General features: G+C 52.4%; 18 protein-coding genes and 1 tRNA gene. 10 read left to right on the forward strand and 9 right to left on the reverse strand.

The window, feature by feature from the left end; genetic code table 11:
* Positions 1-73 precede the first annotated feature (73 nt).
* A complete protein-coding gene (locus AC23NW_RS29350) occupies positions 74-1,390 on the forward strand; it encodes a restriction endonuclease subunit S (RefSeq protein ID WP_487454158.1) in 1,317 nt (438 codons plus the stop codon).
* A 219-nt stretch (positions 1,391-1,609) separates the two neighbouring features.
* Here the strand turns inward: AC23NW_RS29350 and AC23NW_RS29355 are convergent.
* From AC23NW_RS29355 to AC23NW_RS29365, 3 genes are all read right to left on the reverse strand, one after another.
* Positions 1,610-1,684 (reverse strand) — tRNA-Val (locus AC23NW_RS29355).
* Positions 1,685-1,736: 52 nt separating this feature from the next.
* Positions 1,737-3,047, reverse strand: coding sequence for an MFS transporter (locus AC23NW_RS29360; protein WP_487454067.1), 1,311 nt, complete (start codon positions 3,045-3,047; stop codon positions 1,737-1,739).
* A 79-nt stretch (positions 3,048-3,126) separates the two neighbouring features.
* A complete protein-coding gene (locus AC23NW_RS29365) occupies positions 3,127-3,573 on the reverse strand; it encodes a hypothetical protein (protein WP_487454068.1) in 447 nt (148 codons plus the stop codon).
* Between the two features lie 135 nt (positions 3,574-3,708).
* On the opposite strand from AC23NW_RS29365, the gene AC23NW_RS29370 reads away from it, so the two are divergent.
* From AC23NW_RS29370 to AC23NW_RS29400, 7 genes are all read left to right on the forward strand, one after another.
* Positions 3,709-5,379 carry a T9SS type A sorting domain-containing protein gene (locus AC23NW_RS29370; protein WP_487454069.1) on the forward strand — a complete coding sequence of 557 codons (1,671 nt, stop codon included), beginning with the start codon at positions 3,709-3,711 and terminating at the stop codon, positions 5,377-5,379.
* A 72-nt stretch (positions 5,380-5,451) separates the two neighbouring features.
* Positions 5,452-7,476 (forward strand): thioredoxin domain-containing protein, encoded by a 2,025-nt coding sequence (locus AC23NW_RS29375; RefSeq protein ID WP_487454071.1) that lies wholly within the window; start codon positions 5,452-5,454, stop codon positions 7,474-7,476.
* Between the two features lie 342 nt (positions 7,477-7,818).
* Positions 7,819-8,868, forward strand: a complete 1,050-nt coding sequence (locus AC23NW_RS29380; RefSeq protein ID WP_487454072.1) for a glycosylasparaginase — start codon at positions 7,819-7,821, stop codon at positions 8,866-8,868.
* Between the two features lie 244 nt (positions 8,869-9,112).
* Positions 9,113-10,348, forward strand: a complete 1,236-nt coding sequence (locus AC23NW_RS29385; protein WP_487454073.1) for a SufS family cysteine desulfurase — start codon at positions 9,113-9,115, stop codon at positions 10,346-10,348.
* Between the two features lie 45 nt (positions 10,349-10,393).
* On the forward strand, positions 10,394-10,822 hold the full coding sequence (locus tag AC23NW_RS29390; protein ID WP_293844429.1) for a SufE family protein: 429 nt from the start codon (positions 10,394-10,396) through the stop codon (positions 10,820-10,822).
* Between the two features lie 146 nt (positions 10,823-10,968).
* Entirely contained in the window at positions 10,969-11,280 is a 312-nt protein-coding gene (locus tag AC23NW_RS29395) for a DUF59 domain-containing protein (RefSeq protein ID WP_293844432.1), read from the forward strand.
* A gap of 57 nt (positions 11,281-11,337) precedes the next feature.
* Positions 11,338-11,769, forward strand: coding sequence for a BrxA/BrxB family bacilliredoxin (locus AC23NW_RS29400; protein ID WP_293844435.1), 432 nt, complete (start codon positions 11,338-11,340; stop codon positions 11,767-11,769).
* A gap of 78 nt (positions 11,770-11,847) precedes the next feature.
* Here the strand turns inward: AC23NW_RS29400 and AC23NW_RS29405 are convergent, their stop codons facing one another.
* Positions 11,848-12,822 carry a glycosyltransferase family 2 protein gene (locus AC23NW_RS29405; protein ID WP_487454075.1) on the reverse strand — a complete coding sequence of 325 codons (975 nt, stop codon included), beginning with the start codon at positions 12,820-12,822 and terminating at the stop codon, positions 11,848-11,850.
* 232 nt (positions 12,823-13,054) lie between these two features.
* Between AC23NW_RS29405 and AC23NW_RS29410 the strand changes: the two genes are divergently transcribed.
* Positions 13,055-13,801 (forward strand): SDR family NAD(P)-dependent oxidoreductase, encoded by a 747-nt coding sequence (locus AC23NW_RS29410; RefSeq protein ID WP_487454077.1) that lies wholly within the window; start codon positions 13,055-13,057, stop codon positions 13,799-13,801.
* 39 nt (positions 13,802-13,840) lie between these two features.
* On the opposite strand, the gene AC23NW_RS29415 is transcribed toward AC23NW_RS29410, so the two are convergent.
* Genes AC23NW_RS29415 through AC23NW_RS29425 form a run of 3 tightly spaced genes read right to left on the reverse strand, consistent with a single transcriptional unit; the run spans position 13,841 to position 15,475 of the window.
* A complete protein-coding gene (locus AC23NW_RS29415) occupies positions 13,841-14,560 on the reverse strand; it encodes an alpha/beta hydrolase (RefSeq protein ID WP_487454079.1) in 720 nt (239 codons plus the stop codon).
* Positions 14,511-15,044 carry a DUF4442 domain-containing protein gene (locus AC23NW_RS29420; RefSeq protein WP_487454081.1) on the reverse strand — a complete coding sequence of 178 codons (534 nt, stop codon included), beginning with the start codon at positions 15,042-15,044 and terminating at the stop codon, positions 14,511-14,513. The genes AC23NW_RS29415 and AC23NW_RS29420 overlap by 50 nt, the downstream gene beginning before the upstream one ends.
* The gene (locus AC23NW_RS29425) at positions 15,041-15,475 is read right to left on the reverse strand and encodes a MarR family winged helix-turn-helix transcriptional regulator (RefSeq protein WP_487454083.1); all 435 of its coding nucleotides are present in this window, start codon (positions 15,473-15,475) and stop codon (positions 15,041-15,043) included. Before AC23NW_RS29425 ends, AC23NW_RS29420 begins: the two co-directional genes overlap by 4 nt.
* Positions 15,476-15,553: 78 nt before the next feature.
* On the opposite strand from AC23NW_RS29425, the gene AC23NW_RS29430 reads away from it, so the two are divergent.
* Positions 15,554-16,075, forward strand: coding sequence for a DinB family protein (locus AC23NW_RS29430; RefSeq protein ID WP_487454085.1), 522 nt, complete (start codon positions 15,554-15,556; stop codon positions 16,073-16,075).
* Between the two features lie 197 nt (positions 16,076-16,272).
* Here AC23NW_RS29430 and AC23NW_RS29435 read toward each other — a convergent pair whose 3' ends face one another.
* Positions 16,273-19,404, reverse strand: a complete 3,132-nt coding sequence (locus AC23NW_RS29435; protein WP_293842624.1) for an efflux RND transporter permease subunit — start codon at positions 19,402-19,404, stop codon at positions 16,273-16,275.
* A gap of 19 nt (positions 19,405-19,423) precedes the next feature.
* A complete protein-coding gene (locus AC23NW_RS29440) occupies positions 19,424-20,479 on the reverse strand; it encodes an efflux RND transporter periplasmic adaptor subunit (RefSeq protein WP_487454087.1) in 1,056 nt (351 codons plus the stop codon).

Raw genomic sequence — 20,479 nt, forward strand, 5'->3', positions numbered from 1 at the left:
ATCGATCAGTTTGCGGATGATTTTAACTCACTAATCGAATTTATGACCATGCATAGGGTTTTATGAGAAAGCCCTGAATACTGGGATTCCTGTAGTAAGAATATCGGACATCAAAAATGGATTCGTAACTACTGAAAATTCCGTATACGTTTCAGAAAAGTTATTTAACAAGGACTTTGCTGTAAATAAAGGGGATATACTCATAGCAATGTCCGGTGCAACTACTGGGAAGTTTGGGATTTATACTGAAGACTTTGTGTCTTTACAAAATCAACGGGTAGGAAATTTAATTCCTCGGTTCAATAAAATATTTTCCAGTAAATTAATCTATTATTTTTTAGGGTTTCTTAAAAAAGAAATTGAAGAAAAGGCATACGGAGGTGCACAACCAAATATTTCATCAAAATTAATAGAAGAACTAAAAATCCCCCTCCCCCCTCTTGCGGAGCAGCGGCGGATTGTGGCCAAATTAGATGAGGCGTTCGGGCATCTGGAGACGCTGAAAAGCAGCCTCGCCCGCATCCCCGAACTGCTCAAAAAATTCCGCCAAACCGTACTCACACAGGCGGTTACGGGGAAGCTGACGGAAAACTGGCGGGATGGTTCAGACTATAAGCCCAATAGTATAAATTTAAATTACAACAGCCACTTACTTGATGTTGTACCAGAGAAATGGCAAACAGCAGCATGTAAAGACATAGTAGAATCTCATATTCTCGGTAAAATGCTTGATCAGAAAAAGAATAAAGGTCAAGCTTTTCAATATTTAAGAAATATAAATGTCAGGTGGTTTCGATTCGATCTTACTGACTTGCAAACAATGCTAGTTACACCTGATGAAAAGATTAGATTTAACGTCGAAGATGGAGATTTATTTATTTGTGAAGGGGGTGAGCCAGGAAGAGCTGCAATTTGGCGAAATGGGTCAAATGATCTAGTTTTTCAAAAAGCTTTACATAGAATTAGGTTCAAAGCAAATTTTATGCCGGACTGGTTTCTTTACAATTTGAAAGTAGATGCAGAAACAGGAATACTTAATTCTTATTTTACAGGAACAGGAATAATGCATCTTACAGCTAGATCACTATCAAATTATACCATTCCCCTTCCTCCCCTTGCCGAGCAGGAGGAGATTGTACGTCGGGTGGAGGGGTTGTTTGGGGTGGCGGACCGGCTGGAGGCGCAGTATGCGGCGTTGCGGGAGCGGATCGAGGCGTTGCCCGGGGCGTTGCTGGCCAAAGCCTTCCGTGGCGAGCTCGTCGCGCAGGACCCCGCCGATGAACCGGCCACGGCCTTGCTGGCCCGCATCAAGGCAGACACCGCCACCACCCTGAAAGCCGCCAGAAAACTAACCACGGCGCAAACCGAGCTGATATTCACCACCCCGTAGAGACGCAACATCTTGCGTCTCCTCTACCGGCAGGCAGGACAGACAGACAGGACAGGCAGACAGGCGGGCAGTGCCTGAAAACAATGGTGTCACCACGACTACCCGGAGACGCAAGATGTTGCGTCTCTACATCCATCCGGCAACGGAATGGCATTCCGTTGTACATACACCAAAAAACAAACCCCCGCCGAACAGCTGTTCGGCGGGGGTTTCCGGTAGTAGGACGTAGCGGGCTCGAACCGCTGACCTCTGCCCTGTCAAGGCAGCGCTCTGAACCAACTGAGCTAACATCCTGCGAGGCCTTAAAGCAGTTTCCTGCCTCAATCGGGTTGCAAAACTACAAAACTTATTCAGTTTGCAAACGGACACGGTAATTTTTTTGTGACGGAATCCGCATCAATAATACTAACCCGATGATAAACAGCACCAGCAAGGCCAGTACGCTGTTGCGCATACTGCCGGTAATTTGCTCAATAAACCCGTAAACGGCCGTTCCCAGTACAATAGACACCTTTTCCGTGACGTCGTAGAAGCTGAAAAACGAGGCGGTATCGGGCGTTTCCTCCGGAATCAGCTTCGAATACGTCGACCGCGACAGGGACTGTATGCCGCCCATGACCAGCCCGACGACCGCCGCCAGGATAAAAAACTGGTTCTGGTTCTGCACAAAATAGGCCGCCGTGCAGATGCCGATCCAGATCGTCACGGCCGTCATCAGGGCATAGGTGTTGCCGAACCGCTCCGACAACCGCGCAAACCCGTATGCGCCCGGAATCGCTACCAGCTGAATCAGCAGGATGGTTACGATCAGGCTCGATCCGGTCATCTTCAGCTCGTCGCTGGCAAAAATGGTCGCGATATACATCACCGTCTGCACCCCCATGTTGTACACAAAAAAGGAAAGCAGAAACCGCTTGATCAGCAACTGATGTTTAACCTGTACAAACACTTTCCGCAGCTCCTTAAAGCCGTTCAGCAGGTAATTGGTGGAAGCGCCGCCGCCTTTTGAGAAACGGGTGTCAGGCAGGATCCGGAACGGAATCTGGGCAAAGCCGATCCACCACAGCCCGACGGTCAGAAACGAAATCCGCGACGCCAGCCCGGCCGAAATACCGCCGAACCATTCGGGTTTCATGATCATCACCAGGTTGAAAATCATCAGTGCCACGCTGCCGATATAGCCCATCGTATACCCCCGCGCACTGACGCGGTCAAACTGATCTTCGGTGGCAATGTCGGGCAGGTAGGAGTTATAAAACACGATACTTCCTGCCCAGCCCACAAGACTCAGCCCGAAACAGAAAATGGCAAACGTGGTGGTCTCCTGCGTAAAGAAGTAGAGCAATGAACAGGAAACCGCCCCGAGGTAGCAGAACAGCTGCATGAAGATTTTCTTGCGCCCGCTGTAATCGGCAATGGCCGTACAGATCGGCGATAGCAGGGCCGTTAGCAGAAACGCCGCCGACACCGTATACGAGAACAGGACCGAGTTTTTGATGGGATACCCCAGAAAGTCAATCACCGGCCCGCCCGCGTCGTTCAGCGCCGTCGACGAAAAGTAAACCGGAAAAATACTCGACACAATCACCAGCGAATGCACCGAATTCGCCCAGTCATACATACACCAGGCACTCAACGTACGGGGGTTATTTTTCATAAAGGGGAATGATTGAATGATGGAATGATTGAATAGTGAATAGCCTTGCAAATTCAATCACTAAATCATTCAATCATTGTCACAGTGACGGTTTAAATTCGAGGTTGGCTTCCTGCTCGACGCCGTTGACGGGGATTTTGTTTTTCAGGACCAGCTTCTGGCGGCTTAGTTCGCCGATGGGGAACACGCCGTTGAAGCCTGTTACCTTCACGTCAACGCCGGTGTTGTCGCTCGTAAATTTCCAGTCGCCGCCGTTGACGATCTGTTTGGTGGTCCGGTCAAGGGCACGCACAATATTGTCGTTGCGGAACTGAAAATCCAGACCAAACAAAACCTGCGTCGTCAGGTTGGTTTGTTGGGGATTGATCACTTTACCGCTCGCATCGGTCAACTGATTAAGCTGCCAGTTGGACGCCGTAATCAGCTCCAGGCGGGTGGCGGTTGAGGTGTCAGGCTCGTTGCCTTGTTTACATTGGCTGAAGAGTGTGCTTACACTAAGTATCAGGACAGGGATGAACCGTTTCATGGCTTTTTATGCGATGTTTCTGGTAAAACACCCCATATTTGGTTAATAATACGCCCAATGGCCTTTTCTGAGGCAATGGACGGGCCTAAGTTAATACTTTTGACGGATCATCTCCATCAGGTATCCAGCAAACGCATGAAGAATCGGTTTCTTTTCCTGCTATATAGCCTCGTTTCAACCACCGCTTTCGGCCAGATTCAGTGCGCCGACCCGCTTTCGTTTACGCCCGTGTCGCAGACGAACCGCATCAACTGGGAGTCGTTTCCGGACTTTACGCTGCCGTTTACCATCGTCTACGGCGGTCCCCGTTTTTCGGCCGTTCAGGGGCAACCGCTCAAACACGGATTCAGCCACATTGTGTTCGTCCGCGACAATGAGTTCGGCACATTTGTGAAACCCGCTCAGCGTGCGCTCGAATGGTCGGGTTTTGCGTTCGGGCTTAACCAGCCGTGGGAGACTGTCGAAAGTCCCTGGAACAATAACCTGACCGCCTACCGGACCAAATGGGACCGATGGCTGTCGGATGCGTCGGGCGGACAGACCAACGCTCAGGGCAAATTTAACCTCCAGAGCAGCCTGCTGATGGTGGATGTGGAGCGCGTGCAGGAAACCGATGCCCGGATTCTGACGCTGAAAACCGATCCGAATACCCCTGCCCCGTACCGGCAGCTGTCGGACGCGGCGTTTCTGGACCGCTACAAAAAAGACATGACCGCCCTCTACGGCGAGTCGCTGCGCTATATCCGCAACCGCGCCGACCTGAGCCAGATACCGATGAGTACGTACAGCGACGTGCCGGTCCGGAATACTTACCTCAACGTACCCGGCAATACCTGGGCCGACTGGACTACCAACCCCAACCGCGTGCATTTTCTGACGAAAGACACCACCAACACGGCTAAAGTGGGCGGGCCGCTCTACGATCAGCTCGACTACCTGGCTCCGTCCGGCTATTACTACTACGATTACACCAGCGCCCTCGCCCCCGACTACCTGGCCTACCTGCTGTTTCAGGTGGAGGTAAACCGCGCATGGAGCACGAAGCCGGTAATCCCGTTTGTCTGGATGCGCTACCACGATTGCTGCGGCAACTTCCCTAATTTCATCCAGCCGTTTATGGCCGAAGCCACCGCCATTTTCCCGTTTTTCTCGGGCGCAAAAGGACTTTGGCTCTGGGAGATTCCGGCATTTGAGCAAACCCGGCAGGATAATTATGCGGCCTACGAGCACTTTATTCACGGCCTGTACCGCCTCTCCCGCTTTGCCAACATGTTTCAGGGTACCTACGAACTGGTCATCGAAACGCCCGCCCGCGACCTCATGGACGCCCGTAAACCGGTGTGGCGGGGGGTTGTTAACGGGAGCAAAATCCTGATTGCGGCCCAGAACCCCTACGCCGCCGACGGGCAAACAACCACGATGACGGTAACCTACAAAAACTGGAGCCGGACCATTACGCTCACGGGGCGGCAGGTGTATTTGTGTCAGCACGATCTGTCGGTCATTACCGGTACCGACGATCCGGCGACCGGCCTGGCGTCGCCCGACATTATCCTCTACCCTAACCCCGCCACCGACCAGGTGACCATTACCTGGCCCGCCCGACTGAACAATTCGGCCGACATATCCGTATTAACCGTATCCGGACAGGTGGTTAAACAGCTTACGGCGGTCAGCAAACAAATCGTCGCCGGCAACCATCAAGCCACGGTCCCCGTCACCGGTCTGCCATCCGGCCTCTACCTCGTCCGGTTCCAGGTCGGAACGGCGCAGGCTCAAAAAACATTTTTTATTCATAATCAGTGATTGCCGCAGTGTTCCACGCAATTTGCTCCGTCTGTTCACTCAATCGCACAATCACTCATTCACCAATTGCCCATGAATCGCTTAGCAAACGAAACAAGTCCATATTTACTGCAACACGCCCATAATCCGGTTGACTGGTTTCCGTGGGGTGAGGAAGCGCTGACCAAAGCCCGCGATGAAAACAAACCGATTCTGGTCAGCATCGGGTATTCGGCCTGTCACTGGTGCCATGTCATGGAGCGCGAGTCGTTCGAAAAAGAAGGCATCGCCAGGGTGATGAACGAGCATTTTGTCTGCATCAAGGTCGACCGCGAAGAGCGGCCCGATGTGGATGCGATCTACATGGATGCGGTACAGGCGATGGGCGTTCGGGGAGGCTGGCCGCTGAACGTTTTTCTGGTGCCGGATGCCAAACCGTTTTACGGCGTCACCTACCTGCCCCCGCAGCAGTGGGTCAACCTGCTCAACAGCGTACAGAATGCTTTTCAGGAGCACCGCGACCAGCTGTTTGAATCAGCAGAAGGGTTTGCCAACGAACTGAACATTTCGGAAAGCAGCCGGTTCAGCCTTGCCGCTGCCAATCCGCTGTTTTCTGCCGAAACCGTTGAGGCCATGTACCAGAAACTGGCCGGCAGCTTCGACCGGCAGAAAGGCGGCATGAACCGGGCGCCAAAATTCCCGATGCCGAGCATTTACACTTTCCTGCTCAATTATACCCGACTGACTGAATCACCCGACCGGTCAGCCGCGCTGGCCCAGGTAACACTGACCCTAGACCGCATGGCACTCGGCGGCATTTACGATCAGCTGGGCGGCGGGTTTGCGCGGTATTCGGTCGATGACCACTGGTTTGCGCCCCATTTCGAGAAAATGCTGTACGACAACGGTCAGTTGCTGACGCTCTACAGCCAGGCCTATAGCCTGACCAAACGGCCGTTGTACAAACATGTTGTTTATCAGACGATTCACTTTGCCCAGCGCGAGTTGCTCAGTCCCGAAGGCGGATTTTACTCCGCGCTCGATGCCGACAGCGAAGGCGAAGAAGGAAAGTTTTATACCTGGACCACCGACGAACTCCGGCAGACGCTGGGCATTGATTTCGACTGGTTCGCCGATTTGTACCACATCAAAGAGGAAGGCAACTTCGAACATGGCCGGAATATCCTGCACCGCATCGATACCGACGAGGCCTTTGCCGAACGGGCCGACTGGACGCAGGAGGAAGTTGACATTCAGCTGGCAGCGGCCCATGCACGGCTGTTCAAACTCCGTGATGCACGTATCCGGCCGAGCCTCGACGATAAACTACTTTGCTCATGGAACGGCCTGATGCTGAAGGGACTGGTTACGGCCTACCGCGTTTTTGATGAACCGGAATTTCTGGCTACCGCTATCCGACTCGCCCATTTCCTGCTGCACAAGATGCGCGACCAGCGGAACGGCCGGCTCTGGCACAGCTATAAGCAGGGCCGCGCCAAACAACCTGGTTTTCTGGAAGATTATGCCGCCGTCATCGACGGGTTACTGGCCCTGTACCAGGCCACCTTCACCGAAAGTTTCCTGACCGAAGCCGACCGGCTGACGAAATACGTGCTCGACAACTTCACCGATCCGGACGATGATTTGTTGTTCTTTACCGACAAAAACGGCGAAGAACTGATTGCCCGCCGGAAAGAGCTGTTCGACAACGTGATTCCGGCGTCCAACTCGATCATGGCCGGTAATCTGTATACACTCAGCCTGCTGCTCGACCGTCCGCAGTACGGCGAAAAGGCCGATCAGATGCTCGGGCGTATTCAGCCGTTACTCCAGCCCAATGCCGATTACCTGACCAACTGGGCCGCGCTCTACACGCTGCGGGTGAAACCAACGGCGGAAATTGCCATTGTCGGCCCCGATGCGCAGGCGTTCCGGCGTGAACTGGATAAGCATTTCCTGCCGAATGTTGTTTTCTGCGGCACCGAAAGCAGCAGCCAGTTACCCCTCCTGCAGGACCGGACGACCATAAACGGGCAAACGGCCATTTATGTATGCTACAACAGTGCCTGCCAGATGCCGGTCACAACTGTAGCGGCCGCGCTGGAAAATCTGGCGTAAGGGACTCTCCCGTCTGTTTTGTCATGCTGAGCCTGCGAAGAATCTTTGCCATAGAACCGGCGAGGGCCTTCACTAGCTCAGCATGACAAAAAATAAACTAGAAACCAGTTGCTTACAGTTTGTATCACATAGGGTAAACGCATAAGTTTATACCCTTATACTGCTATCCACACCTGTTTACCAAGAACCTTATACTTACGCTATTCACAGTAAAATATGCACTTTTTATACATGTTATTACACAAATTAAGATGGCGCTATAGTATATTTTAAAATAATTTAATAATTAGCATACTTATTCCACCTCAACCTTAACAGAACAGATTATTTATCATCAACCTAATGGCTTCACGTCGCAAGTTTATTCAGTTGGGTGCCTTGTCGCTCCCGTTATTTGGTAAAGTCTCAGCCGCTTTTTCTAAAAGCCCCCTCACTCCTTCTGCACCGGCTAAACCTGTTGTTATCTCGACCTGGGATAGCGGGGTTATTGCCAACAACGCGGCCTGGGAAGTACTCAAAAAAGGCGGCAAAGCGCTTGATGCGGTTGAACAGGCAGGGATTGCCATTGAAAATGACGGCGGCTGCTGCGTGGGGCTGATGGCAAATCCTGACCGGGACGGCCACGTAACGCTTGACGCCTGCATCATGGACGAACAGGCCAACTGTGGTTCCGTCGCCTTTCTGGAGCGGATCAAACACCCGGTTTCAGTTGCCCGCAAGGTGATGGAACTGACGCCGCACGTCATGCTTGTCGGGTCGGGGGCCCAGCAGTTTGCACTTGAAAACGGGTTTAAACTGGAACCGGACGTCTTGTCGCCGGACGCGGCTGAAACCTATCGCAAATGGCTGAAGAAATCAGAATACAAGCCGGTTATCAACATCGAGAACTCAAAACCGGCTCAGAAAAAGGGCCACGGGCCGTTTGCGCCTTCATTTTTCGATGATGGTACACCAAACCACGATACCATGGGCACGGTTGCCATTGACAGCAACGGCCGGTTATCAGGGATGTGTACTACGAGCGGCATGGCCTTCAAGCTGCGCGGCCGCCTCGGCGACTCCCCTATCATCGGATCAGGGCTGTTTGTCGATAACGAAGCCGGTGCCGCCGTAGCAACCGGTCAGGGCGAAGAAGTTATCCGGGTGGCCGGCACCCACCTGGTCGTTGAGTTTATGCGCCAGGGCATGTCGCCGGAAGAAGCCTGCCGTAAAGCCGTTGAGCGTGTTGTAAAGCGGAATCCTGATAAAGCAAAGGATTTTCAGGTAGCGTTTGTAGCGATCAACAAAGCCGGTGAAGTCGGCGGCTACGCCATCCAGAAAGGCTTCAGCTACACCGTTACCAAAGACGATACCGGCCCGAAAGTCATTAAAGCGAAAAGCTATTTTGCCTGAGGTCAGTGACTAATGGATAATGAGCAATGAATAATGTGGCCTCCGGAGGCATTATCATTGCTCATTATCCATTTTACATTAGTCATTACCCATTGTTCATTTTACATTATGCATTGCTACTGCGGTATTTAAGATTATCCCACCCTGATCGCACAAATTGTGGCCGTTTTTTGTTGTAATTTTGAATCTTTCAAAACTACTCACCCGCTAAGGATTTTTTCTTTACGACTGAGTCATTCGGATTATGCAAACAGCCACGGACATTCTGGACATACAGCGCATCCGCGCAGACTTTCCTATTCTTGATCAGCTGGTAAACGGTAAGCAGCTTGTCTATTTTGATAATGCCGCTACTACTCAGAAGCCATTGCCTGTTTTAGATGCCCTCAGCGGCTATTATGGCGGTTATAATGCTAACATTCACCGTGGCATTCACCAGCTGGCCGAGAAGGCAACTGCCGCCTTCGAAGCAACCCGCCGGAAATTTCAGGAATTTCTGAATGCAGAACACCTGGAAGAAATCATTTTCACCTACGGAACAACCGACGGCATCAACCTTGTCGCCCAGTCGTATGGCCGCTGCTTCCTGAAAGAAGGCGATGAGATCATTATTTCTACCCTCGAACATCACTCAAACATTGTTCCCTGGCAAATGCTCTGCGAGGAAAAAGGGTGTATACTAAAGGTAATTCCGATCGACGACAATGGTGATCTGCTGATCGACGAATACGAAAAACTACTCTCGGAGCGGACAAAACTGGTTTCGGTCGTTCACGTGTCCAATGCACTCGGCACGATTAACCCCGTTAAGACGATCATTGATAAGGCGCATGCCGTCGGCGCGGTCGTACTCATCGACGGTGCGCAGGCCAGCTCCCACATTACCCTCGACGTGCAGGCGCTCGACTGTGATTTTTACGTCATGTCGGCTCACAAGCTCTATGGTCCGACCGGCATGGGCGTATTGTACGGCAAAAAAGCAATTCTGAACGCCATGCCACCGTATCGTGGCGGCGGTGAGATGATCAAGGAAGTAACATTTGACAAAACGACCTATAACGACCTTCCCTATAAATTTGAAGCCGGTACGCCGAACATCGCCGATGTGATTGCGGCGCGGACAGCCCTTGAGTATATTGAGGGACTGGGTAAGGAAAACATTGCGGCCTACGAGCATGAACTGCTGATGTATGCCACTGAAAAACTCGGCGACATTGACGGTCTCCGCATTGTAGGTCAGGCACGGGAAAAGGTTAGTGTCATTTCGTTTGTGCTGGATGGCATTCACCATCAGGATACGGGCGTAATTCTCGATCAGCTGGGCATTGCTGTCCGGACGGGTCACCACTGTACGCAGCCATTAATGCACCGGTTGGGTATTGCCGGAACCAGCAGGGCCTCTTTTGCGGTTTATAACACCAGAGAAGAAATTGACCGTCTGGCACAAGGCATCCTGCGCGTTCAGAAAATGATGATGTAAGAAGCCTTCCGGCTGTTCAGTACCTAGTTTGGCAAATTCTAAACAATGACCATTAACGAAAAGCAGGACGAAATTATTGACGAGTTTGATCTGTTCGACGATCCGCTCGACAAAACACAATACATCATTGATCTGGGCAAAAAACTGCCGCCGATGCCTGAAAAATACCTGACCGACGACAACCGGATCATGGGTTGTCAGTCGAAAGTCTGGCTGGGGGCGGAAAAGCAGGGCGATACGATTCATTTCTTTGCCGATGCCGAACCGACTGCCCAGATTTCAAAAGGCCTGATCAGTCTGCTGATCCGTGTATTGTCGGACGAAAAACCGGAGGCCATTGCCAGCGCCGATATTTACTTTATCGAAAAGGTCGGTATGGGCAATCTGGTTACCTCGCGCCGCGCCGGCGGATTAGCATCCATGCTGGCACAGATGAAGGCCTACGGACAGGTATACGCTACGAACCCCGCATAAATCCGGTCAGTTCGTCTGCCGGAAAAGGGCGGCCACATGGGATCGTCCCTACATCTATCGCATAAATCCGGTCAGGTTGGCTGCCCGCCGGAACTGTTCTTTACAGCAGCCCGAACGCGGCAGACAGGCAAACCGCAAGAAACCATATGAACGAAACAGAACTTAAAGAGCAGGTCGTACTGGCCCTCAAAGGCGTTTATGACCCCGAAATTCCGGTGGATGTCTATGAGCTTGGCCTCATTTACGACATTAAGGTATTCCCGGTCAATAACGTCTATATCCTGATGACGCTGACCTCGCCTTCATGCCCGTCGGCGGGCTCCATCCCGGCCGAAATCGAACAGAAAGTCCGGGAAATCGAAGACGTGAATGATGTTAGTGTTGAGCTCACATTTGATCCGCCGTATTCGACCGAAATGATGTCGGAAGTGGCTAAACTAGAGCTCGGTTTCATGTAATTCCCTGCCGTCAGGCAATTAAAATAAGTATCTTAAACATCAAAAAATAAGTAAATCATGTATCCTCCTCATCTATTGATTCCGATGCGTCAGGACCTGACAAGCGCCGGTTTTCAGGAGTTAACAACACCTGCCGAAGTTGATGCCGCGATGGCACAGACCGAAGGCACTATGCTGATTATGGTTAATTCGGTATGTGGTTGTGCCGCCGGTGCAGCCCGTCCGGGTGTGAAAGCCGCACTGGCTGCCAGCGAAGTGAAGCCAGACCGTCTGGTAACCGTATTTGCCGGCGGCGATCTTGAGGCGACTGCCCGTATGCGGGAGCACCTGTTGCCTTATCCGCCGTCTTCGCCGTCAATTGCCCTGGTTAAGGATGGTGAGCTGGTTCACTTCATCGAGCGTCACCACATCGAAGGCCGCTCGGCTCAGATGATCGCTCAGCACCTGGTGATGGCATTTGAAGAATTCTGCGACAAAGCGCAGGCTTAATCTGCCGGATAGTGCATAAACGCGAAAGGGCGTAACCAGTGGTTACGCCCTTTCGCGTTTATAGCTATAATAATCTCGTTACCAATACAAAACCCTGTATTTGACAGCACCGTGCAGCCGCCAGAAAATAGACAGATAAGGTGTTGTAACAGCCGTCACAAACGTTTGCTGAATGCCATCCCACGTGGGTTGTTCTTTCGGCCAGAAGCGGATCAGAAATTCAGCTGTCAGCAATAACCACACCGCCAGCCCCACCACAGCCACAAAACTATGGCCGCTTAACAGCGCGAACACGCCGGTGGTAAAACTAAAAACAGCACCATAATATTCCAGCACCTGATGCCGTTCATGGCCCATCCGCTGGCGGTATAGCTCAGGGTGACGTTTGTAGAGCAGGGCATCATAGCTGTATTTACGCTCTTCCCGTAACCGGCTGTTCCAGTGCGGTTTACGAACCGGATGCTCAACAACAGCTTCCGGGCATTTACCCATCCTGACACCCGCCCGGATCAGCTTAAACTGTAGATCACTGTCTTCACGCCAGGCAATGTCAAAATCCTCGGTAAAGCCCCCGACCCGTTGTAAGATCGCAGGCAGGCAGAAAAAATTAGCACTCGACAGCTCAGCGCGGTCCATAAAACCCTTACTCCCTCCTGCCATTGACTGCCGGGGAGCACCCGTCAGCTTTACCTGGCCGGAAACCGCCTGCGCTCCCCGTTTAAAGGAGGGCAATACAGCCGGCAACCAATCCGGATGCGGCATACAGTCATCTTCCGTAAAGGCAATAATACGGCCACGCGCGGCCCGCCAGCCCCGGTTACGGGCGGCAGCCGGTCCACGGCGTTTAGCCTGTACCAGATAGCGAGCTTCGATCCCGAAGACCTCCCGGAAGCTCTGTACAATCTCGGCAGTTGCCCGGTCGTCGCCGTCATCCACCACAATAATTTCAAATTGATTATGGGGGAGCTGCTGGCGGCTCAGGGCATCCAGACATTTCATCAGTTGTGTCGGCCGCAGGTATGTCGGGATAACGACCGAAAATTCAGGGTTCATAACGTACGTAGAATTACTTTTCGATAATCAGTGCCATTTTGTGAACAAATCCGGAATATAATTTTGCAACCCCAATAATACACCAAAAAACCAGAAGGTCAATCCGATTTTTTCTGATAGGTTTATAATGGCATTTGCCATTATGCTACCATAATCAGCAAGATAACTTACTGATTATACTCAAATGTTTTTTATTTTACCAAACGGTTTACAAATTCGTTAATTTTCTAGTATGAATGCGCTTATAACAGGAGCCACCTCCGGCATTGGTAAAGCCACTGCCGCAGCACTGGCCCATCGTGGATACAACCTGATTTTATGCGGCCGCCGGACTGACCGGCTGGCCGAAGTGGCCGGCGAACTTGGTCAACAGACAACTGTTACAACCCTGGCATTCGACGTCCGTAGTTATGAGGCCGTCACGGAAGCCATTGCCTCTCTCCCCGACAACTGGAAAGCCATTGATGTCCTGGTGAATAATGCCGGCAATGCCCACGGCCTGTCAACCGTTCAGGACGGGGATGTGGCCGACTGGGATGCCATGATCGACGGGAATGTGCAGGGCTTGCTCTACGTATCGAAAGCCGTCATTCCCGGCATGGTGGCACGGCAGAAAGGGCATATTGTGAACATCAGCTCTATTGCCGGCAAGCAGACCTATGCCAACGGGGCGGTTTATTGCGCGTCCAAGGCGGCGGTTGAAGCGCTCAGCACCGGCATGCGGCTTGACCTGACCCAACATGGTATCAAGGTTACCAACATTGCGCCGGGTGCTGTAGAGACGGAGTTTTCGGTGGTGCGGTTTAAAGGAGACGCCGACCGTGCGGCCAAAGTGTATGAAGGATTTGACCCGCTGACGGCCAAAGATATTGCCGATGCCATCGTCTATGCCGTTACGGCTCCGGCTAATGTCACGATTGCCGATATGACGATTCTGGCCAGCGCGCAGGCCGCCGCAACAACCATTTACCGGAAATAAAACGGCCCGTCCGGCCAGCTACTGGCTGCCGGACGGCTGTTATTTATAGCGTTTCAGTACATCCCGGTCTACTACGTGTTTGCCCTCGAAGGCATCGATCTGTACGTGCGGCATATCCTCTTTCAGCCGGTTAATGTACGCCTCCGGATCGGGCATCTGCTCAATGTACTCATCCTGACGACCATACACATAGGTAACCGGCAGCTTTTCCGCTTTTTCGGCCGGCAATACATCAGTCAGACCGTTGGCAAAGTAGCCTGCCCACAAAATCAGCCGGTCGCAGCGGATCGTTCCGTAGTTCACCCAGCGGCAGGCCGTGGCCCCGCCCTGCGAAAAGCCCAGCAGCGTTACCTTGACCGACGCCGGATCCCGGTCCTGCATAATCCGGGCATATAACGCATCCAGATAGGCCACATAATCGGCTACTTCCTGGTCCCTCGCTTCACGGGTCAGCCACGAAGCGCCCATCCGGCTAAAATCAGCATCGAGGTAAAAGCGCGATAACGCCTCCGGCGCAACCACAAGGGTCTTTTCATCGGCAATGACGTCGAATTTACGGATAAAGTACCGGGCCAGTTGTCCGTAGCCGTGCAGCACAAACCAGATGTTTGTTACCTCGTTGGTCAGCTGCCCCGATCCGTCGCCGCCAAGAGTATAGAAACGGGCGGTACGGGTTACCGGGAGTTGATGTTCTGTAGCCATAATTTGCTCAGCGGCGCTGGAACCGGGAGTGCTGCCGGTCATTTTTGCGTTGTTCATAATGGGTTTTATCGGCGATGTAACACGTGCGTTCGATTTCGGCATATACAGCACCGTCCTTATCCTGCCACTGAATAACAAAGGTCCGGTCCATCTGCCCGTTCCGGGCTACTTCCTGCCGGATTTCGTCCAGGTCAGCGTCTGTCAGCAGAAAACGGGCGTACAGCGTAGTGCGTCCTGGCTTCCGGAAACGGATTTTCGCCGCCTTATCCCAGACAACATACTGGCTTCCCAGAATCCGGTAGAGCATCAGCATGTAGAACGGGTCGGAAGCGGAAAACATGCTGCCACCGAAAATCGTCCCGACGTAGTTGTAGGTCCAGATATTGCGGCGCAGCCTGACCTGCACCTCTTTCGAATCTCCCGACCAGAACAGAATTTTACCGCCCGTTCCAAAAAACATCGGGTACCAGTTCATAAATGTCCGGAACCGCCATGTTTGAAAGGATTCTTTCCGGGTTGTGTGCAAAAAATCAGGTTTCATTCGGTTATTGTTTGTTGCGTTTCCGCAGGAGCTGTAAAGGCGAAAACCTGTCCGGAAAGTGTGTCTAACCCTGATACCGCCTCCGGTCCGAGTTGTTCGCGCATGGTCAGATTCAGGGCTTTCCAGATTTTATGACATCGTTTGGCTTTCACCCGCCCCTCCTCCGTCAGAAAAAGGCCCTGTTTCAGGTTATCGGTCAGCCAGCCATTGCGCTGCAAAAGCTGCAGTTCACGGTTCATACCCGACTTTTCGATATACAGCAGCTGGGCTAATTCGACCTGACGAATGCCGGGCTTTGCAAAAATATACATCAGGAGCCCTGCCTGAGGCAAGGTCACTTCCTCCCCGTTAAACGCCTGGTTATACAGGCTGGTCATGATGCGGGAAAGCATGCGCAGCCGACCCGCAATGCAGTAGTTTTCTGCGTCCATAGACAAATTTAATTCCACAAAGTTGTATATGCAACTTTTATTGTTCAGATTTGACCAGATAACTTAATCTTCCTGAACATGACAGCAATACCCTTATCCGCTTCACTAGCCACCAGCCTCCAGGCCATGGCTGACTTTATTGGTACCGTCACCGGCGAGCAGCTTCACCGCCCGCAGAACGGCAAATGGACCATCGCGCAGGAGCTTTCCCATATCTACCTGGCCGATTATGGCACAAGCCGCCTGCTGAGTGAGGCCGGTCGGGCCACGTGGCGTCCGGAAGCCCGCGAATCGCGCAGTTTTGAGGCGATCAAGGCCGGTTACCTCGAACAACTCGCCCGCTTTCCGGGGGCCAATAACCCGAACACCAACCCAAAACCCGAACTGGAAAGCCTTAGCCCGGCACAATGGATGGAAAGCTGGCAGTCGATGACCACGCAACTGCTGGCGCATGTTGAGGCTATTCCCGAAACGGATCTGGATGCTTATACCGTCTGGAAACACCCGCTCCTTGGGCCGTTTACGGTGCGTGAGATGATTTACTTCACTGATTATCATACGCAGCACCATGCCGACATCCTAAGCAGGAAAGCAATGTAATGGCATGTACGCTGACGTTCACTTCACGTATTTTACCACATAGGCACATAGATAAACATAGTTTTTTTGAAACACTTCTGTGAGCTATGTGCCTATGTGGTACAATTTATCCATCGTCAAACTAATCCAGCCACAAAAAATACAGGGCGGACCGGATTGCTCCGGCCCGCCCTGCTGTTGATAAAGTATGCATCGACTTAGCTTATTGCCTTAGCCGCCGTTAGTTCTTCCGGCTTCTTCGGCGTCGTTTTTTTACCCGAAAACCGGGCAATGATCCGGTCAACGACCAGATATACCGATGGAACGACAACCAGTGTTAACAGTAACGAGCTGGACAAACCACCGATAATAACCCATGCCATCCCGTTTTTCACCTCGGCACCCGCCCCGCTGGCCAACGCAATCGGCAACATACCGACAATCATCGCCAGCGTAGTCATCAGAATCGGGCGGAGACGTTCTTTACCGGCTTCAATCAGCGCTTCGACCACCGGCATGCCTTCTGCTTTCAGCTGGTTGGTGAAGTCAACGATCAGGATCGCGTTCTTTGCTACCAGACCGAGAAGCATAATCATCCCTACAATAGAGAACACCGTCAGACTCTGCATCGATAAGGCCAGTGCCAGCAAGGCACCCACCAGCGCAACCGGAATCGAGAACAGGACGACAAACGGATAGACCACACTTTCGTACAGGGCTACCATGATGAAGTACACCAGCAGGATACCCAGTAACAGGGCCTGACCAAGACTGCCGAACGCATCGGACTGCTGTTCCAGCTGGCCCAGATACTGAATCGAAATACCATCCGGCAGTTTTACTTTGGCCATTTTAGCCTGAATATCGGCCCCTACTGAACCCGATGGGCGACCGACAACCTGTGAGTTTACCGAGATCGACGATAGCCGGTCGATCCGTTGCAGCACGCTCTCACCCGTATTCTGCTGAACCGTACCAAACTGCGACAGCTCAAACGTACGGCCCTGGTTGTTGACAAACGTCAGGTGACTGATGTCATTCGGATTCGAACGGTCAAACTTGTCGAGGCTGATCAGGATATCGTATTCGTTTCCGTTTTGCTTGAATTTAGACCGGTCATCACCACGGTAGGCAATCTGCAGCGCCTGTCCGACATCGGCGGCGCTGATGCCCAGTTGTGCCATGCGGTCACGGTTCAGGTTTACCGTTACTTCCGGTTTCGGGTCTTTCACCGAATACTGAACGTCCTGCGTACCAGCCACCGACTGTACTACGGCTTTCACCTGCGCCGCCGCCTGACGGATTGACGGCAAATCAGTACCTTTTATCGCAATCTGGATCGGCGCCTGCGTACCACCGGCAATCGACACCGGACTCACCGTTACGCGAACACCAGGAATCTGCGCAATTTCGCCCTTCACCATGCTACCGAACTCTTCGGTTGACAGCTTGCGCTCCTTCTTATCAACCAGCTTCACGTTGATGTCCGCAATGTTGCTGTTCGACGATGTAGCGACCCCGTTGTTGGTATACCCCACGTTGGTGAACACATTCGTCACCTCAGGGTGTTTCATGATAATCTGCTCCACCTTTTGCGACAGCTGATTGGTCTGGTAAATCGACGCCGTCGGATCCAGTTCGACGCTGACGTTAAACTCGCCCTGGTCGCTTTGCTGCATAAACGCGGCGCCGATGAAACCACCCGGCACCAGGGCGACCGCCCCGATAAATATGGCAATCGTCAGCAGGAAAATGTATCGCTTATGCCCCAGTGACCAGGTCAGCACATGGCCATAGCCTTCTTTCAGATTATCGAGGAACCGCTCAAAACCAATATTCAGCTTGCCCCAGAGTGATTTCGGATTCAGCACTTCCAGTTTCCCGAAACGCGATACCAGCAGTGGTGTCAGCGTAAAGGAAACTACCAGACTCATCAGGGTTGAGAAGACAACCACGAGCGCAAATTCCCGCAGAATGTTCCCGATCAGACCGGAGGTCATCGCCAGCGGTACGAATACCACAACGTCCACCAATGTAATGGCAAGGGCCGTAAAGCCGATTTCGTTCCGGCCATCCAGCGCCGCTGTCCGCTTGTCTTTTCCCATCTCCATGTGGCGGTTGATGTTTTCGAGTACCACAATCGAGTCATCGACGAGGATACCAACCACCAGCGAGAGGGCCATCAGTGTCATCAGGTTGAGCGAGAAGCCACTCAGGTACATCAGCGCAAAGGTCGGCAGCATCGATGATGGCAGGGCCACCAGTACGAACAGCGACGACCGGAAGCTGTGCAGGAACATCAGCATTACCACCGATACGATTAATACCGCCAAGAACAAGTCATCAACGACGGCATTGGCTGAGGCCAGGGTGTAAATTGACTGGTCAGACGCCACGTTGAACTTTAGTCCCACGCTTTTAAACTGGCCTTCGATCTTCGTCAGCCGCTCACGCACCAGCTTACTCACGTCTACCGCATTGGCATCCGACTGCTTCTGCACCTGCAAACCAACCGACGGCAGCGCGTTTATGTGGTTAATGGCCGTTGCCTTCGCCGTACCGTCTACCACTTCGGCAATGTCACTCAGTAATATTTCACCTCCCGACGGCCGGCGCGCCACAATCAGGCTCCGCATTTTCTGCGTCGTCGAAACCGTAGCGTCGAAACGGATCGAGTACTGACTTTTGTCGGTCTCGATCTGACCGGCCGGGTAACTGGTGTTGGCGGCGTTAATTGCCTGCGACACCTGACCGATCGACAGCCCGTAGGCTTTCAGTTTTTCCTGGTCAACGTTGACCTGAATTTCCCGCTCGCTGCCCCCGATGATGCTGATCTGCCCCACACCCGGCACGTTCGACAGCTGCGGCTTGATTTTATCATCAATGAGGTCATAGAGCTGCGTCGGCGACATTTTTGCCGTTACACCCATCCGGAGTACAGGCAGTTCGTCGGTCGAGAATTTGTTGATCGTTGGCTTATCGACGCCGTCCGGCAGGAGGTTCAGAATCTGATCTACCTTCCGCTGTGCATCCTGCTGAGCAAGGGTGGTGTTTACCCCGTTTTTCAGCTGCATAATTACGATGGAAGCCCCCTCCTGCGAGGTCGATGTGATCCGGTCAAGGCCTTCGATCGACGACAGGGCATCTTCAATCCGTTTGGTGACGTTGGTCTCCACCTCATCGGCAGAAGCCCCCCGATAGATGGTTGATACACTGATTACGTTCGCTTCGAACTTTGGCAGCAGGTTATACGACAGCTGCTTGTAGCTCATGAAGCCGAACAGGACCATGACGGTGAAAATGGTCGTCACCAGCAATGGTCGTTTTATGGCTACTTCGGTTATTGACATGGCTTTACCTTACCGGTGATTATTTCGTTACTTGTACCGCAATCCCATCGCTCAGATTCAGCTGGCCGGTTGTGACCACCTGCTCGCCTGCGGCTAATCCGCCGGTCACCTCCACAGTATCACCGAAATCACGGCCAATAGTAATTACCCGCTGGCGGGCCTTGCCGTTTTCAACTACGTACACATACGGGGCCTTGATACTGGCAACCAGTGCCGAACGCGGAATCTGCAACGCCTGCTGCTTTGATTTCTGCGAGAAATCAACGTTGACAAACGTACCGGCTTTCAGCACATTGCCATTGCTCAGCGTAATTTCGACGGGGTAGTTGTGTTCCTCATTTCCCTGCGGCGCAATGTAGGAGATACGACCTTCGAACTGACGGTTCGGGAACACATCGGCCGAAACCCGTACCGACTGGCCCTCCCGCAGTGAATACACATCCTTTTCGTTCACCAGTACCTGTACTTTCAGGCGGGATACATCCAGAATAGTACCCAGCGATGTTCCGACATTGACAAACTCGCCCGGCTCAATGTTTTTCTTTACAACACGCCCGCTGATGGGTGCCTGAACGGCCGCATCCTGAATCTGTTTTTTGATCTGCTCCGCCTGATTCAGGGCGTTTTTATAATTGTAATTCGTTTCGTTGACCTGAATTTCGGTGGTTGCGTTACCGGCCAGCAAGGTATTGTAACGGGTAACGTCCTTTTTCAGCTTATCCACCTGTAGTTCCGTTGCTTCCAGCGACAGTTCTTTCAGCTTGCTGTCTACCTGCACCAGCGTTGCTCCCTGACGGACAGATGAACCCAGATCAAAACTGACACGGGTTACCTTACCGGCTACGGTAGCCATGATATCAGCTTCCTTAAACGGGATCAGATTACCGGTTTTCACCAGCTGCTGGTCAACGGCCCCTTCCGCAACGGTTGCTGCCGTAACCGGAATCGCCACGTTTGCTGTAGTCGGCAACTGGTTTTTCGCATCAATTACCTTTTTATTGGATGCCAGCCGGAAAGCGATCAGAGCCGAAACACCTACCAGCGCGACAAGGATAATAATGGTTGTCTTTTTCAT

This window comes from Arsenicibacter sp. R0_47, assembly GCF_057652235.1.